13 protein-coding genes and 1 riboswitch are annotated in these 15360 nt (G+C 71.1%); of the genes, 8 read left to right on the forward strand and 5 right to left on the reverse strand.

Annotated features, from left to right (window positions below):
- Positions 1-166: 166 nt before the first annotated feature.
- Positions 167-1216, reverse strand: a complete 1050-nt coding sequence (locus tag ABZ911_RS27055) for a 3-isopropylmalate dehydrogenase (RefSeq protein WP_358061524.1) — start codon at positions 1214-1216, stop codon at positions 167-169.
- Positions 1217-1314: 98 nt separating this feature from the next.
- Positions 1315-1467, forward strand: a riboswitch (cyclic di-AMP (ydaO/yuaA leader).
- Between the two features lie 182 nt (positions 1468-1649).
- On the opposite strand from ABZ911_RS27055, the gene ABZ911_RS27060 reads away from it, so the two are divergent.
- Both ABZ911_RS27060 and ABZ911_RS27065 read left to right on the forward strand, forming a co-directional pair.
- Positions 1650-2054, forward strand: a complete 405-nt coding sequence (locus ABZ911_RS27060) for a C40 family peptidase (RefSeq protein WP_358061527.1) — start codon at positions 1650-1652, stop codon at positions 2052-2054.
- 125 nt (positions 2055-2179) lie between these two features.
- Positions 2180-3085, forward strand: a complete 906-nt coding sequence (locus ABZ911_RS27065; RefSeq protein WP_358061530.1) for an ROK family protein — start codon at positions 2180-2182, stop codon at positions 3083-3085.
- A 384-nt stretch (positions 3086-3469) separates the two neighbouring features.
- On the opposite strand, the gene serA is transcribed toward ABZ911_RS27065, so the two are convergent.
- On the reverse strand, positions 3470-5059 hold the full coding sequence (gene serA / locus ABZ911_RS27070; RefSeq protein WP_358061533.1) for a phosphoglycerate dehydrogenase: 1590 nt from the start codon (positions 5057-5059) through the stop codon (positions 3470-3472).
- A gap of 239 nt (positions 5060-5298) precedes the next feature.
- Between serA and ABZ911_RS27075 the strand changes: the two genes are divergently transcribed.
- From ABZ911_RS27075 to ABZ911_RS27085, 3 genes are read left to right on the forward strand one after another with little or no spacing between them, the layout of a single operon-like run.
- A complete protein-coding gene (locus tag ABZ911_RS27075) occupies positions 5299-6171 on the forward strand; it encodes a hypothetical protein (protein WP_358061536.1) in 873 nt (290 codons plus the stop codon).
- 42 nt (positions 6172-6213) lie between these two features.
- On the forward strand, positions 6214-7545 hold the full coding sequence (locus tag ABZ911_RS27080) for an MFS transporter (protein ID WP_358061539.1): 1332 nt from the start codon (positions 6214-6216) through the stop codon (positions 7543-7545).
- Positions 7545-8312: a class I SAM-dependent methyltransferase gene (locus ABZ911_RS27085; protein ID WP_358061542.1), complete on the forward strand. Its 768-nt coding sequence runs from the start codon at positions 7545-7547 to the stop codon at positions 8310-8312. Before ABZ911_RS27080 ends, ABZ911_RS27085 begins: the two co-directional genes overlap by 1 nt.
- Here ABZ911_RS27085 and ABZ911_RS27090 read toward each other — a convergent pair.
- Genes ABZ911_RS27090 through ABZ911_RS27100 form a run of 3 tightly spaced genes read right to left on the reverse strand, consistent with a single transcriptional unit; the run spans position 8305 to position 12010 of the window.
- Complete coding sequence (locus ABZ911_RS27090) at positions 8305-10812, reverse strand: FtsX-like permease family protein (protein WP_358061545.1); 2508 nt, start codon at positions 10810-10812, stop codon at positions 8305-8307. The genes ABZ911_RS27085 and ABZ911_RS27090 overlap by 8 nt on opposite strands.
- Positions 10809-11501: an ABC transporter ATP-binding protein gene (locus tag ABZ911_RS27095; RefSeq protein WP_358061548.1), complete on the reverse strand. Its 693-nt coding sequence runs from the start codon at positions 11499-11501 to the stop codon at positions 10809-10811. The genes ABZ911_RS27090 and ABZ911_RS27095 overlap by 4 nt, the downstream gene beginning before the upstream one ends.
- The gene (locus tag ABZ911_RS27100; RefSeq protein WP_358061551.1) at positions 11498-12010 is read right to left on the reverse strand and encodes a PadR family transcriptional regulator; all 513 of its coding nucleotides are present in this window, start codon (positions 12008-12010) and stop codon (positions 11498-11500) included. The genes ABZ911_RS27095 and ABZ911_RS27100 overlap by 4 nt, the downstream gene beginning before the upstream one ends.
- An 88-nt stretch (positions 12011-12098) precedes the next feature.
- Between ABZ911_RS27100 and ABZ911_RS27105 the strand changes: the two genes are divergently transcribed.
- From ABZ911_RS27105 to ABZ911_RS27115, 3 genes are all read left to right on the forward strand, one after another.
- The gene (locus ABZ911_RS27105) at positions 12099-12653 is read left to right on the forward strand and encodes a DUF1707 and FHA domain-containing protein (protein ID WP_358061554.1); all 555 of its coding nucleotides are present in this window, start codon (positions 12099-12101) and stop codon (positions 12651-12653) included.
- A gap of 111 nt (positions 12654-12764) precedes the next feature.
- A complete protein-coding gene (dacB, locus tag ABZ911_RS27110; protein WP_358061557.1) occupies positions 12765-14318 on the forward strand; it encodes a D-alanyl-D-alanine carboxypeptidase/D-alanyl-D-alanine-endopeptidase in 1554 nt (517 codons plus the stop codon).
- 193 nt (positions 14319-14511) lie between these two features.
- Entirely contained in the window at positions 14512-15339 is an 828-nt protein-coding gene (locus ABZ911_RS27115; RefSeq protein ID WP_358061559.1) for a CAP domain-containing protein, read from the forward strand.
- The last annotated feature ends 21 nt before the right edge of the window (positions 15340-15360 follow it).

Below are 15360 nucleotides of genomic sequence, written 5' to 3' on the forward strand. Positions count from 1 at the left end.
TCTATAGGACGATTGTTTGGTTGCCGGGCACGAAGAAACGCCTGGCAGCTCTCGCAGGCCGCCAGGCGCTGGTGGATCGGGCGGCTACGAGCGCGCCGGATCCGGAACGTGATGGGTGCGGACCCGGCCTAAAGGCGCCAGGGCCGTCGTGTGCGAGGCACGGCGGTCAGGCGCCGCCGGCTACTCGCGCGGTGATGTCGTCGCCGACCTCGTGGGTGGTGCGGCCGGCCCGTCCGGCCAGGCGCTCGACGATGTCGTCGGCCACCGCCTGCTCGACGCGGGCGGCCTCGGCCCGCAGCCCGAGGTGGTCGAGGAGCATGGCGACCGACAGGATGGTGGCGGTCGGGTCGGCCTTGCCCTGGCCCGCGATGTCGGGCGCGCTACCGTGCACCGGCTCGAACATGCTGGGCGCGGTGCGGTCGGGGTTGACGTTGCCGCTCGCGGCCAGGCCGATACCGCCGGCGATGGCCGCGCCGATGTCGGTGATGATGTCGCCGAACAGGTTGTCGGTGACGATCACGTCGAACCGCTCGGGCTGGTTGACGAAGAACATCGAGGCCGCGTCGATGTGGCAGTAGTCGGTCGTGACCTCGGGGAACTCCTCGGCCACGCGGTTGACGGTGCGCTGCCAGAGGTCACCGGCGAAGGTCAGCACGTTGGTCTTGTGGACGAGCGTGAGCTTCTTGCGCGGGCGCGACTGCGCCTTGGCGAAGGCGTAGCGGACCACGCGCTCCACGCCGTACGCGGTGTTCACCGAGTCCTGGGTGGCGACCTCGTGCGGGGTGCCGCGACGCAGCACACCGCCCGCGCCCGCGTACGGGCCCTCGGTGCCCTCGCGGACGACGATCATGTCGATGTCCTCGGGGCGGGTGTCGGCCAGCGGGGTCTCCACGCCGGGGAAGAGCTTGACCGGGCGCAGGTTGACGTAGTGGTCGAGCTCGAAACGGATGCGCAGCAGCAGGTCGCGCTCGAGGACGCCGGGCGGGACGCTCGGGTCGCCGACGGCGCCGAGCAGGATCGCGTCGTAGCCGCGCAGCTCCTGCAGCGTCTCGTCGGGCAGCGTCTCGCCGGTGCGGTGGTAGCGGGCCGCGCCGAGGTCGTAGTGCGTGCTCTCGACCTTCAGCCCGACCGCGTCGAGGACCTTCAGGCCCTCCGCGACGACCTCGGTGCCGATCCCGTCTCCCGGGATCACTGCCAGACGAATGTTGCGCTCCATGGCGGTACCCTACCGGCCCGTCTCGGCCACCGAACACACCATCTCACTTTCCGGACAGCGCGTTGTGGGTGATTTGCCACCTTTTGACCCTTTCGTTAGAGTCCGACAGGCCTAATCCGCGCAGCCTTCGCGCGGAGCCGGGGACCCACATTTCGGGAACTTTCCCTCGGGGCGAATCGGCTCCCCAGCCGTAGGGCGGCTTCCACGCCCGAGCCCGACAGCTCACCCGGCAGGCCGCCTTGGAAGGTAAGGGATCACCCTGTCTCGCATCGCCGCCACCGCCCTGCTCGGTGGCCTCCTGGGAACCGCGCTCGCCTCCCCCGCGAGCGCCACCGCGGAACCCCCCTCCGTCACCCTGAACGGACCGAAGGTCAAAGAGATCCAGGAAAGCAAGACCCCCACACCCGCCTGGAAGACCGCACTGAAATTCGCCATGGCCAAACGCGGCATCCCCTACGTGTACGGCGGAGCCGCGGACAGCGGCTACGACTGCTCGGGCCTGATGCTGCGGGCCTACGAACGGGCGGGCATCGACCTGCCGCGCACGGCCGCACAGCAGTACTCCGCCTTCGACCGGAAGATCGGCTGGGACGATCTCAAGCCCGGCGACCTGGTCTTCTTCAGCGGACTCGGGCATGTGGGGATGATCTCCAAGCCCGGGCACATGGTGCACGCCCCTCGTACCGGGGACGTGGTCAAGGAGGAGAAGCTGAGCGCCTGGCGCCGCCAGGCGTTCGTCGGCGCGGTCCGCCCCGACCCGAAGGGCGTCCAACTCTGGGCCGACCAACTCGAACGCCGAAAGGAGCCCGCTCCCGCCATGCTCCAGGCCACCCTCTAGGCACGACCCTCGGCATACTGGTTGATCCAGTCGATCACGAACGGCAGGCTGCCGAACGTGGACTCCCCCGTCCGCCCACGGTCTCCGCCGTGGCGATCGATTCCCCGCACGAGAGGGTGACGCCAGTGAGCCGAGTGATCGGCATCGACGTCGGTGGTACCAAGATCGCGGTCGGCCTGTCCGGCGGACCGGGTCCCGAGCCTGCGGCGAAGGTGCGGCTGCCGAGCGGCGAGGACGCGCTGGCCCGCGCCCTCGCCGCGGCCCGCCGCCTCGACGGCGCGCCCGCCGCCGTGGGCTTCTCCACCTGCGGCGTGATCAAGGACGGGCGGGTACGGCTCTCGCCCAACGTCCCCGGCTGGGACGGCCTCGAACTGCCCCGGCTGCTCCGCGAGGAGTACGGCGCGATCCCCGTGGCCATCGACAACGACGTGAACGCGGCGGCGGCGGCCGAACTCCGCTGGGGCGCGCTGCGCGGCGTCTCGCAGGGCGTCTACGTGAACCTGGGCACCGGTCTGGCGGCGGCGCTGGTGATCGGCGGCCAGGTGGTGCCGGGAGCGCACGGGGCGGCGGGCGAGATCGGTTACCTGGTGGACACGCCAGAGGAGCCCGCGTTCGCCGAGGGCCGGGCGCCGCTGGAGGAACGCCTCTCGGGCAGCGGCCTGGCCGCCCGCGGCTCCGCCCTCCTGCGCCGCGAGGTCACCACCGCCGACCTGTTCGCACAGGCATCGGCCGGGGAGCGACGCCCGGAGGGAGATCTCCCGGAAGGCGCGGTGCGGGAGATGATGGACGAGGCGGTGGGCGCGCTGGGCGTGTGCGTGGCGAACCTGTGCGTGGTGCTCGACCCTGAGCGGGTGGTGATCGGCGGTGGCATGATGCGCGCGGCCGACTACCTCCTGCCGCGCGTGACGGCCGTGGTGCGCCGGGTCGTGCCGTTCCCGCCCGAGATCAGGCCCGCGAGGTTCGCCGACGACGCGCCGCTGATGGGCGCGCTCGCCCTCGGACACGCCGCCCTGTGCTCGGGAGCCCGTTAAGAAGGTCCAGGCTCAGCGGGCGGGGGTGCCGCCGTTGTCGCGGCGGTCGAGGGCGAACTGGATGGCCTCGGCGGCCTCGTCGTCGGTCTCGTCGGGAGCGTTCCAGGGATACATCTCGTACATGGTGAAGTCTCGTCTCGTGCGCGAAGTGCCGATGGTCGCCTGCGGGGCGGCGGCATGGTGGCCTGCCTGCCCTGCCAGGGATCGCGCTCGGGGGTGGGTGAGCGCACGGACCGCCGGGATCGTCCGAACCGGGTCCTGTCCTTCACGGTACCCGGCGACCTGTGTGCTGTCTCCTTGGACGTCCTATTATCTCGCATCGTGAGACGAAAACGGCTGCCGCCCGGACATGGGCGGCAGCCGTACGAGGGCGGGCCGGGGCTTTTAGTCGGTGAGGTCCACCGAGCGGCCGCTGTCGGCGCCGATCTCGTTCACGATCTGGTCCACCACCTCGGCGGGGATCGCACTGTCCACGGTCAGCGCGATGAGCGCCTTGCCGCCCTTGACGTCGCGGGCCACCTGCATCGAGGCGATGTTGATGCCCTGCTCGCCGAGGATGCGGCCGACGACGCCGACCACGCCGGGCCGGTCGGTGTAGGTGAAGAACGACAGGTGCTCGGTCGGCTCGATCTCCATCTCGTAGCCGTTGACCTCGATGATCTTCGTCACCTGGCGCGGCCCGGACAGGGTGCCGGAGACCGAGACGGTACGGCCGTCGGCCAGCACGCCGCGCACGCCGACCACGTTCCGCCAGTCGGGGCTGTCGGAGCTGGTCACCAGCTCGACGGTGACGCCCCTGTCCTTGGCCAGCAGCGGGGCGTTGACATAGGTGACGGCGTCCTCGACCACGTCGCCGAAGACGCCCTTGAGCGCGGCCAGCTCCAGCACCCGCACGTCGTGGGCGGCGATCTCGCCGCGGACGACGACGTCGAGCTTGGTGGCGACCTCGCCGGCCAGCGCGGTGAAGACCCGGCCCAGCTTCTCGGCCAGCGGCAGGCCCGGCTTGACGTCCTCGGCGACGGCGCCGCCCTGGACGTTGACCGCGTCGGGCACGAACTCGCCCGCGAGGGCCAGCTTGACGCTGCGCGCGACCTGGGTGCCGGCCTTCTCCTGGGCCTCGTGGGTGGAGGCGCCGAGGTGCGGGGTGGCGACGACCTGGTCGAGCTCGAACAGCGGGCTGTCGGTGCACGGCTCCTTGGCGAACACGTCGAGGCCGGCGCCGGCGACGCGGCCCTCCTTGATCGCGGAGTAGAGGGCGGCCTCGTCGACGATGCCGCCGCGGGCCACGTTCACGATCCGCACCGACGGCTTGACCTCGTGCAGCTCCTTGTCACCGATGAGGCCCAGCGTCTCCTTGGACTTGGGCAGGTGCACGGTGATGAAGTCGGCCTGCTTGAGGACCTCGTCGAGGCTGAGGAGCCTGACACCCATCTGCGCGGCGCGGGCCGGCGGCAGGTAGGGGTCGTAGGCGATCAGCTCGACGCCGAACGGCTGCAGCCGCTGCGCCACGAGCTGGCCGATCTTGCCGAGGCCGAGGATGCCGACGATCTTCTCGTCGAGCTCGACACCGGTGTACTTCGACCGCTTCCACTCGCCGTTCTTCAGCGCGGCGTGGGCCTGGGCCGTGTTGCGCGCGGTGGCCAGGATGAGCGCGATGGTCTGCTCGGCGGCGCTGGTGATGTTGGAGGTCGGCGCGTTGACGACCATCACACCGGCCTTGGTGGCGGCTTCGACGTCGACGTTGTCGAGGCCGACGCCCGCGCGGGCGACGACGCGCAGCTTGGGCGCGGCGGCGATCGCCTCGGCGTCCACCTGCGTGGCGCTGCGTACGATGAGCGCGTCCACGTCGGCGAGCGCGGGCAGCAACTGGGAGCGGTCGGCGCCGTCGGTGTGACGGACCTCGAAGTCCGCACCAAGGACGGCGAGACCGGCCTCGGAGAGTTCCTCTGCGACCAGGACGACGGGCTTGTTCACGGGTGTTGGATCCTTAGCTGCTGGCGACGGGCGGGAGAGGCACGTCGACGGGCCTCTCCGGATCCCTCCGAGTCTATCCAGGGCTTGTGAACTCATTCACGAGTGCCCCAGGTCCGAGACCTCTCTCCGGTACCCGCTACGCGGCAAAGTCATCCATTCCGCACCCATCTTCATCTTGATCGCGACATTTATTCGCTATTAGCCTGATAAGCCGTGGGCCACTACCTATCGTGCAACATATGAGCATCGGGAACCCCGCTCTCGCCGACGTGCTGGCCAGGCACGGCAGTCCTCACCGACTGCTGGCAGCGCTCGCTGATGGGGGAGTCCTGGTGGCCGTGCGACCCGACCGTTCCGTGGTACTGGGGACGACCCAGGCGGGCGACCGGGTCCTGCTCGGCTACACCGGGCCGCAGACGTACGCGCGGCACCGCGGCAGTCATTCGCTGTCGACCTGTGACGCCGACACCATCCTCGACATCCAGCGCGTCACCGGCGTGCGGGAGATCGTGATCGACGCCGCGGGACCGGCGGCGGCGGCCGTGCCGATCGAGGACCTCCAGCGCTTCCTCACCTCCACGAGGTCGGGGCCGCAGCCGGTGCTGTCGGGCGCGATGCCCACGGCGTACGCGACGGGGGCGATGGCGACCGTCTCCAGACCCGCGGCCGTCGTGCACGGGTCCTCGCCGCCGCCCCCGGTGGCCATGCCCGACGCGTTCGCGCCGCAGTCGTGGATCCCCGCGCCGCGCCCGCATCTGTCGGGCCCGATGCAGAGGGTGGACCCCGGCTACCGCAGGTGCGCGCACCCGATCATGCCCGCGCTGCGCCAGGCGATCGCCCAGCTCCTGATGGACTATCCGCTGGTGCACCATGTGTGGATCTCCGAGGCCGGCACCGCGTCGGGCGCTCCGGGGATCATGCTGCACGTCAAGGTGCACATGTCCGCCGCCGAGGACGTGGTGCGCGACCTGCACCGCGGGGTGCGGGCCCGACTGCCGCAGCTCGCGGCCAGCGAGGCGCCGATCCTGATGGCCAGGGTGGCGGACGCGCGCAGCGAGCGGCGGATGGTCGAACTGGGCGCCCATGTGGTCTGCGCGGACGTGACCGACTAGGCAGGGCTACCGAACAAGGGCTTGTTCAGCTTGAATGAGCCCATGATCACCGCTACGGTGTCCAGGGGCGTGCGGCTCGGCTACGGCGTGGGCTCCTTCTGCACGGCGACCTTCGCGTCCGTGCCCGGCCTGCTGCTGCTCTACTACATGACGAACTTCCTGGCCGTACCCGCGTGGCTGGCCGGGGTGGTGGTCGCCGCGCCCAAGGTCTGGGACCTGGTGATCAACCCGCTGGTCGGCCGCTGGTCGGACCGTACGGTCTCCCGGCTGGGCCCGCGCCGCCCGTGGATGCTGGCCGGCGCGTGCTCGCTGCCGCCGCTGTTCGTGCTGGTGTTCATCGGCCCGCCGCTGACCGGCGTGCCCGCCGCGCTGTACGTCGCCGCCCTCTTCCTGCTGGCCGCGACCGCCTACGCCCTCTTCGAGGTCCCCTACAAGGCGATGCCCGCGGAGATGACCGGCGACTACCACGAGCGCACCTCGTTACTGCAGTGGCGGATGGTCTTCATCGGCGCCGCGACCGTGATCAGCGGCGTCGTCGCCCCCGCCATCGTGAACAGCCAGGGCGAGGGCGGCACGCTGTCCAGCTACCGCCTGATGGCGGTCACGGTGGGCGCCATCATGCTCGCCTCGATGCTGGCCTCCTTCCTCGGTACGGCCCGCGCCCCCATGACCGGCGCCCCCGACCCCGAGACGGGCACGCTCAGGACGCAGTTCGCGGCGTTGCGCGGCAACTCCGCCTTCATGTGGCTGCTCGCCCTGAGCTGCACCCAGATGCTGGCGGTCGGCGTCATGCTGGCGGCGGCACCGTACTTCGCCGCCTATGCCCTGGGCGACCCGAAGGCGACCAGCACGCTCTTCGCCGCCCTGGTCGGCCCGATCCTGCTGACCATGCCGCTCTGGGTGCGCATCTCCAAGCGCCTGGACAAGCGGGGGGCGATGGTGCTGGCCGGGGTGCTGTTCGGGGCCGGCACCGCCGCCGCGACGGCCACGCCGCTGTTCGGCGGCCTGTACGCGCACCTGATGATCTTCATCGTCGGCATCGGGTTCGCGGGCGTGCAGTTGCTGCAGTTCTCCATGCTGGCCGATGTCATCGCCTTCGACGCCGAAGCCAGCGGCCGGCGCAGGGCCGGGGTGTTCACCGGGCTGTGGACGGCGATCGAGAGCGCGGTCTCCTCGTTCGGGGCGCTGATCTTCGGCGCGGTGCTGTCGCTGGGCGGTTTCGTCTCCTCCGAGCCGAGCAGGCCCGTCGCCCAGCCCGACAGCGCGGTGACCGCCGTGATCATCGGGCAGACGGCGGTTCCCGCGGTCATTATTTTCCTAGCTGTAGTGATGACGTTGAGGTATCGGTTGACCGCAGCGGGTAAGAATGCCTGATGACCAATCGATCGAGCCTCCTGCACCAGATCCGCTACGCCGCCAGGCACCCGATGCGGATCGCGCCGCACCTGCGCAGGCTGACCCGTGACACCTGGTTCCGGCTGAGCAACCGCGACCACGTCGGCTACTACCGGGCCGTCATGCGCTCCGACACCCGGCGCGACCCCGAGGGAGCGGTGGGCTCGCACTCCCACAAGCGGTGGGTGAAGATGGGCCGGCTGCAGCTCGACTACCTTGTGCGTCACGGCCTGAGCCCCGAGCACCGGATGCTGGAGATCGGCTGCGGCAACCTGCGGGCGGGGCGGCTGTTCATCCGCTACCTGGAGCCGGGCAACTACTACGGGATCGACATCTCCCCCGACATCCTGATGTCCGCCCAGGGCGTGCTGGCCGACGACGGCCTGCAGGACTGGCTCCCCCACCTCACCCCGGTGCGCGACCTGCGCTTCGCCTTCCTGCCGGACCAGTACTTCGACGTGGTGCACGCGCACAGCGTCTTCTCCCACTCCCCGATCGAGGTGATCGAGGAGTGTTTCGCCCATGTGGGCCGGATCATGAAGCCGGACGCCTGGTTCGACTTCACCTTCGACCGGACCGAGGGCGTGGAGCACCAGGTCCTGCGCGAGGACTTCTACTACCGCACCGAGACCCTCGTGGCCCTGGCCGGGCGGTACGACCTGGAGGCGGTCTTCATGGACGACTGGGAGGAGCTCCCGCACAAGCAGTCGAAGATCCGCCTGACCAAGCGCGCCACCGTCAAGTGAGCCGCCTGGCCAGGTGCGGCCTGGTCCGGGCGAAGGCGCCCGCGACCAGGGCCGCCAGCACCGGCAGGCCGAGCACCACCACCAGGACGAACGGCCACGGCACGGCGACCATCGCACCGGACCCATCCCGCGTCCCGGCCGTCAACGGCCAGGCCAGCGCCACGCCGATGACGGCTCCCGCGACCAGGCCGACGACCGCGCCCAGCCCCGCGACATAGGCCGCCTGCCCGGCGACCACCAGCCTGCGGGTGCGCGATCTCGCCCCGACGGCCGACAGCGTGTCGAGGTCGGGCCGCATGTCCGCGGTCGCCAGCGCGGTCGCCACCAGGGTGCCGCCGACCACCAGGACCAGTGCGCCCCCCAGCAGGATCCAGAGCATGACCGCGATCTCCTGCCGGAAACCCTTCTCCGCCCTGACCTCGGCCCGCTCGTTCACCGCCATGAGCTCGCGTGCCAGACTGTTCGCGTCGACCGACGGGAGGGCGGCGTAGAGCTGCCGCTCGACGACCTTTCGCCCGTCCTTCTCCACGGCGATGGGCGGCAGAACCACCCCGATCTGCCGCGGGTCCACGGGCGCCGCCACCACGGCGGGAAGCCGGAGTTCCGCCGGCTCGTCCGTTCGCTCGCCGATCGTCCAGGTGCTGACCACGATATGGCCGTCGCGCACGAGCTCGGGCTCGAAGACCACCGCCTTCCCCTCGGCGAGGGCCGCGGCGGCGACCTGGTCGTCCCTGCCCTGGAGCAGCCGGAGCAGCCGCTGGTCCCCGATGGGCAGGGTCTCCCCCATGAAGACGGCCTTGTCAGTGCGCACGGAGAGGCCGATCCGCGCGCCGGTCGCCGTCCGCAGTTGTCCCGCCGCCACCAGATCGACGCCGGGCAGGCGCGCGACGGCCGCCGCCTTCAGCTCATTCCAGGCGGACTCGTCCACGTTCCGCCCGCTGATCACCAGCGTGCCCTCGGGCATTGACGGGTGGTAGTCGTCCAGGTTGTCCATGTAGTCGCTGTTGAGGCCGATCCCGGCGGCGATGGTCATCGCGGTGGCGGCCATGACGGCCGCCGCGGCCGAGGCCGTACGGGTGCCGTGCCTGGCGGCGTCGCGGACGGCCAGCCGTCCCGGCAGCGGCAGCCGTACGGCCAGCCGTCCGGTGAGGCGGACCAGCAGCGGCATCAGCGCCACCAGCCCGAGCAGGACCAGTATCGCGGCGGCGAGCACCCACTCCACGGCCTGCAGCGCGGCCACCAGCGCGGCCAGCCCGGCCAGCACCAGCAGCAGCCCGATCACCGGACGGCCCGCGCGGGCGTTCCTGTGGGGGGCGCGGCCGGCCAGGACCGTGGCCGTCTCCTGCCGGGCCGCCTGCACGGCCGGCACCAGCGCCGCGATCACGGCGCTGAGCAGCCCGAGTACGGCCACGCCCGCCACCTGCGCCCACGGCACCTCGACCGGCCCGAGACTGCCCGCCACCTGCCCGCCCAGCGGCGCGCCCGCGAGCCCCAGCCCCACCCCGAGCACCGCGCTCACGAGGGAGGCCGCGCCGCCGAGAACGAGCCCGTCGGCCAGCACGATCCCGCGCAGATGCCGGGGGGAGGCGCCCTGGGCGGCCAGCACGGCCAGCTCCCTGCGGCGGCGGCGCAGGCCCACGACGAACGCCGGACCGGCCAGCAGGACGGTTTCCAGCACCACCATGACGACGGCGACGCCTACGGCGACCGGGGTGTTCACCGGGGACCGGTCGGGCTCGTCGATGTCCGGCGGGTTCTCGATCACCGCGCGGGAGCGGACGGTCAGGCTCACCTGGTTCAGGCGGCGCGCGTCAGACCACAGGACGGGCCCAGGCGTGTCGGCCAGCCAGGAGGTAGTCCGGTCCGTGCCGGGGCGCAGCAGCGTGCCGGGCAGCCCGGTGATCTCGGACACGGCGTGCTTATACGGGTACTCGACCACGCCGACGACGCGCATCGGACTCTGCTGCCAGGTGACGTTGACCGTGCCACCGGCCCGCACTCCCACCGCCGGGGTGACGACGACCTCGCCCGCGGTCTCGGGCAACCTGCCCTCGCGCAGAGGGCGGGACGGCGCGGAGAGCGGATCGCGCAGATCGACCTCCGTCGCCTCGAACCGGGTGAATTCGCCGTCGATGACCACCCCGACGCCGCCGCTGGTGACCGGGAGCAGGCGCGTGCCCGGCGGTAAGTGGGCGGCGACCTTGGCGGCCGTCCAAGATGGGGGCGGGCACGATGCCTCCGGATCGTGACCCAGGCTGCTGCCGTCGAGGTCCTGGGTGACGGGACCGCAGAGGGACGAGGGGATCACCCTCGCCTCGGCGGCGCCCAGGTCGGCCGTCAGCCCTTCTCTGGAGTCGACGGTGACGTTCGCCACGATGGTCAGCATGGCGGTGAAGACCAGCACGGGCAGCCCGATCATCACCATGATGAGGGCGCTGCGGCCTCTGGCGCGCAGCGCGTCCCTGCGCGCCACGCGCAGGGCGGCCAGGAGGGCGCTCATCGGTGGCTCACCGCCGGGGCGCTCGTCTCGTCCACGACCGCGCCGTCCCGCAGGAAGATCACGCGGTCGGCCCAGGCGGCGTACCTGGGCTCGTGGGTGACCAGCAGCACGGTCGCGCCCTGCTCGCAGCGGATCCGCAGGAGCTGCAGGATCTCGTCGCCCGTGGGGGTGTCGAGGGCGCCGGTCGGCTCGTCGGCCAGGATCAGCCGCCGCTCGCCGACCAGCGACCTGGCGATGGCCACCCGCTGGCGCTGCCCGCCGGAGAGCTCGTCGGGAAAGCGGTCGGCGACGTGCGCCAGCCCCACCTCGCCGAGCACGCCCATGGCCTCGTGCCGGGCCTTCGCCGCGCGGACCCCGTCTAACTCGCGGGGCAGCATCACGTTCTCCGCCGCGGTGAGCGAGGGGATCAGGTTGAGGTCCTGGAAGACGTAGCCGACGCTGCGGCGGCGCAGCGCGGCCAGGTCCTTGACCTGGGCCAGGTCCGTGCCCTCGACCTCCACCGTGCCCGAGGTGGGCCGGTCCAGCCCGCCCGCCACGTTGAGCAGCGTGGACTTGCCCGAGCCCGACGGCCCCATGACCGCCACCAGTTCCCCCGCCTCGACCGCCAGGCTGACCCCCTTGAGCGCGTGCACGGCCGCCGCGCCCTCCCCGTGCACCCTGGTCACCTCGTCGAGCCTCACGACTGTCATGCGTTCACCTCATTGAGTACGGCCTCGCAGTGGTTCAGCCAGCGCTGTTCCGCCTCGGCCTGGAAGATCATGGAATCGAGCACCAGCCGCTGCGCGGTCCCGCCGTCCGCGGCGCGCTTGGCCCGGGTGAGCTCCTGCAGCGTGCGCATCGTGGCGCCGCGCTGCGCCTGGACGACCTCGGCGACGTCGACGCCGGGAGCGGTGACCGCCATGGCCAGCTTGATGACCAGCTCGTCCCGTGGCCGGTCGGACTGGGCGACGGGGGTGCTGAACCATCGCTCCATCTCCGCCCGACCGGCCTCGGTGATCGTGTAGACCACACGGCCCTGCTCGTCCGCCTCACCGGGCGCGACGAGGCCGTCGCGTTCCATGCGCGAGAGCGTCGTGTAGACCTGGCCGATGTTCAGCGGCCAGGTCGCCCCCGTGGACGCCTCGAACTCGGTGCGGAGCTGGTACCCGTAGCGGGATCCCTGGCTCAGAAGGGCGAGCAGCCCGTGTCTGATCGACATAGATACTGAGTATGCATACTGAGTATGCTCTCGGCAAGTGATCCGCATATTCTGGACAGGCAACGGCCTTCAGGCCGATACTCGGGTCATGAGCTCGACGCAACCCCCATTTCGCGCCTCCGATGGGGAACGCGATCGCGCGATCGACGAGCTCCGCGAACGTGCCGTAGAGGGCCGCCTGTCCCACGACACCTTCGTCGGACGCGTCGATCAGGCCCTGCGCGCGCAGAACCGCTACGAGCTCGACGAACTGGTCGCCGACCTGCCGCCGCCCAACACCTTCCGCAAGCGGCTGACCGACATGGTCTCCTCGGTCTCCAGCCTCACCACCGGTCTCAAGTCCGCCTGGCGCAAGCCCCGGCTGCCCCGGCTCGCGCTGCCCGACGACACCAGGATCCGCTACGTCGTCGGCCGCGGCTCGGCCTGCGACCTGGTGCTCGCCGACCTGACCGTCTCGCGGGTGCACGCCGAGCTGCGCCGCGACGACGGCGGGTGGATGCTGGTCGACCTCGGCTCACTCAACGGCACCAGACTGAACGGCTGGCGCCTGGTGGGCCCGGCGAGGATCCGCTCGGGCGACGAGGTCTCCTTCGGCGACTGCGGCTTCCTGATCAGCTCCGGACAGCCGTCCTTTCCGCAGTAGAGCCTTCCGACGCTGCCCCGCCCCGAAAGATACGGATATTTGCGGATTGCAGCGGGCCGCCGGGGAATTCATGATCCCTGCGAGACCTCGGAATGCACCTTGGAGACCTCCATGCGGCGTACCTCAGCCTCCCTCGTAGCGGGCGCGCTCGTCGCGGCCCTCGCGTGGGCGTCCACCCCCCTCTCACCCGCCACCGCCGCCGACCCCTCGCCCGGCCTGGCCGACCTCACCCAGGACCTCAACCAGATCCTCGGCGACGCCAAACTGACCATGGCCCGCGCGGGCGTCGTGGTGAAGAGCGCCGCCACCGGCGAGGAGCTCTACAGCGCCGACGCGGGCAAGCTCATGACCCCCGCCTCCAACGCCAAGCTGTTCACCTCCGCGGCCGCCGTGGAGACGCTCGGCCTCGACTACCGCTTCGCCACCAGCGTGCTCGGCGGGCGCAAGGTCGGTTCGGCGCTGACCGGCGACCTCATCCTGCGCGGCACCGGCGACCCCACCATCCTCGCCGCCGACTACGACGCCCTGGCCGCCCAGGTCGCCGCCAAGGGCGTCAAGGTGGTGACCGGCAGGCTGGTCGCCGACGACACCTGGTTCGACACCGTACGGCTCGGCCAGGACTGGGCCTGGGACGACGAGACCGCCTACTACGCCGCCCAGATCTCCGCACTGACCGCCGCCCCCGACCAGGACTACGACGCGGGCTCGGTGATCGTCTCGGTCGCGCCGGGCGACGCGGCCGGAGCCCCGGTGAAGGTGTCGACCACCCCCGAGACCGACTACCTGAAGATCGTCAACCGGGCAACCACTGGAACCTCCACCGACGTGCTCATCGAACGGCAGCACGGCACCAACACGGTCGTGATCACCGGCACCGTCTCCGACACCTACGACGAGTGGGTCACCGTCGACGACCCCACCCGCTACGCCGCCTCCCTCTTCCGCAAGGCGCTGGCCAAGCACGGCGTGCGCGTCCTCGGCCCCACCACCGTCGGCACGGGCCCGGCCGGCGCGAAGGAGCTGGCCAAGCACGAGTCGATGCCGCTGAGCGAGCTGCTCGTGCCGTTCATGAAGCTGAGCAACAACACGCACGGCGAGATCCTGACCAAGGCCATGGGCCGGAAGGTCGCCGGCCAGGGCACCTGGGCCGCCGGCCTCAAGGTCGTCTCGGACTACGCCAAGGCCAGCGGGGTGCAGCTGCTCAACCTGCGCGACGGCTCGGGCCTGTCCAGGCGTGACGGCGTCTCCCCCGGCTCCATCACCACGCTGCTGGCGGCGGTGCGCGGCAAGCCGTGGTTCCCGACCTGGTACGAGTCGCTGCCCATCGCGGGCAACTCCGACCGCGCCGTCGGCGGCACCCTGCGCAGCCGGATGCGCGGCACTCCCGCGGCGAACAACGTGCACGCCAAGACCGGCTCACTCACCGGCGTCACGTCCCTGTCCGGGTATGTGACCAGCGCGGACGGCGAGCCGCTGGTGTTCTCCATCGTGCTCAACCAGTTCCTGGCGGGCTCGGCGAAGGACATCGAGGACAAGATCGCGATCCGGTTGGCGACCTTCAGCCGGACGGCGGCCGACTCGCCGTCCCAGCTCCGCGCCGAGGTCCCGGCGCAGACGGCGAACGCCGACCTCGAGTGCTCCTGGCAGAAGCCCGTCCCCTGCTGACCGTGAGCGTGCCCGCCGCCCCTGCGGCGGGCACGCCTGCGCGGACGTCCGAGATGGGGTGTGGGTTTACCTGGGCGTGTTGCGATTGGGACACATGGGGCTCCAGATTTAGATGGGTTTTAGGTGACATGCCCGATCTGCGCGCACCACAATGCGGGTCGAAACAGTGTCTAACCCCCAACGGAGGACCATCGTGCGCAGACAGCTCCAGGCACTCGCCTGCCTCGGAAGTCTGGCGGCATTGAGCACTCCCGTCACGGCCGCCCACGCGGCCACCCAGAGCGCCGCCTGCCAGGTCACCGCGGCGAAACCATATGTCGACGCCAAGGGCATGATCCGCGGGACCGGCGCCAGGAGCGGCTGCGACGACTCCTCCCGCCTGCGCGTACGCATCCTGCAGTCCCGGCCCGGACCCGACCGCACGCTCAAGAGCGCCTCCCGCCAGGTCGTCAACGGCGAGATCGTCGCCGGAGTGCGCTGTACCGACACGCCCAGGCGCTACTACGTCCTCGCGCTCGACTACCAGGGCAACGTCAGCCGCTCGCCCGTCACCGCGCTCTCCTGCGCGCCCACCACCCCCACACCGACGCCCACCACCCCGGCGCCCACCCCCTCGACGCCGCCCGGCGACGGCGGCACGGGCTCGGCCGTGGAGGAGGAGGTGGTCCGCCTCACCAACCAGGCCCGTACCGCCGGAGGCTGCAAGCCGCTCGCCCACGACGCCAAGCTGCACGCGGCGGCCAAGGGGCACTCGGCGGACATGGCCGCCAAGGGGTACTTCAGCCACACCTCGCAGGACGGCCGCTCCCCCGGTGACCGCATCAAGGCGACGGGCTTCTCCCCGATCAGGGCCTGGGCCGAGAACATCGCGATGGGCCAGCGCACCGCCGCCTCGGTCGTCCAGGGCTGGCTCAACAGCCCCGGCCACAAGGCGAACATCATGAACTGCGACCTCACCCTCATCGGTGTCGGCCACGACCCCAAGGGCCCCCACTGGACCCAGGTCTTCGCCCGCCACTGATCCCCCAGACCCGGCCAAGCA

This window comes from Nonomuraea sp. NPDC046570 (assembly GCF_040645915.1).
Classification (GTDB): Bacteria; Actinomycetota; Actinomycetes; order Streptosporangiales; family Streptosporangiaceae; genus Nonomuraea.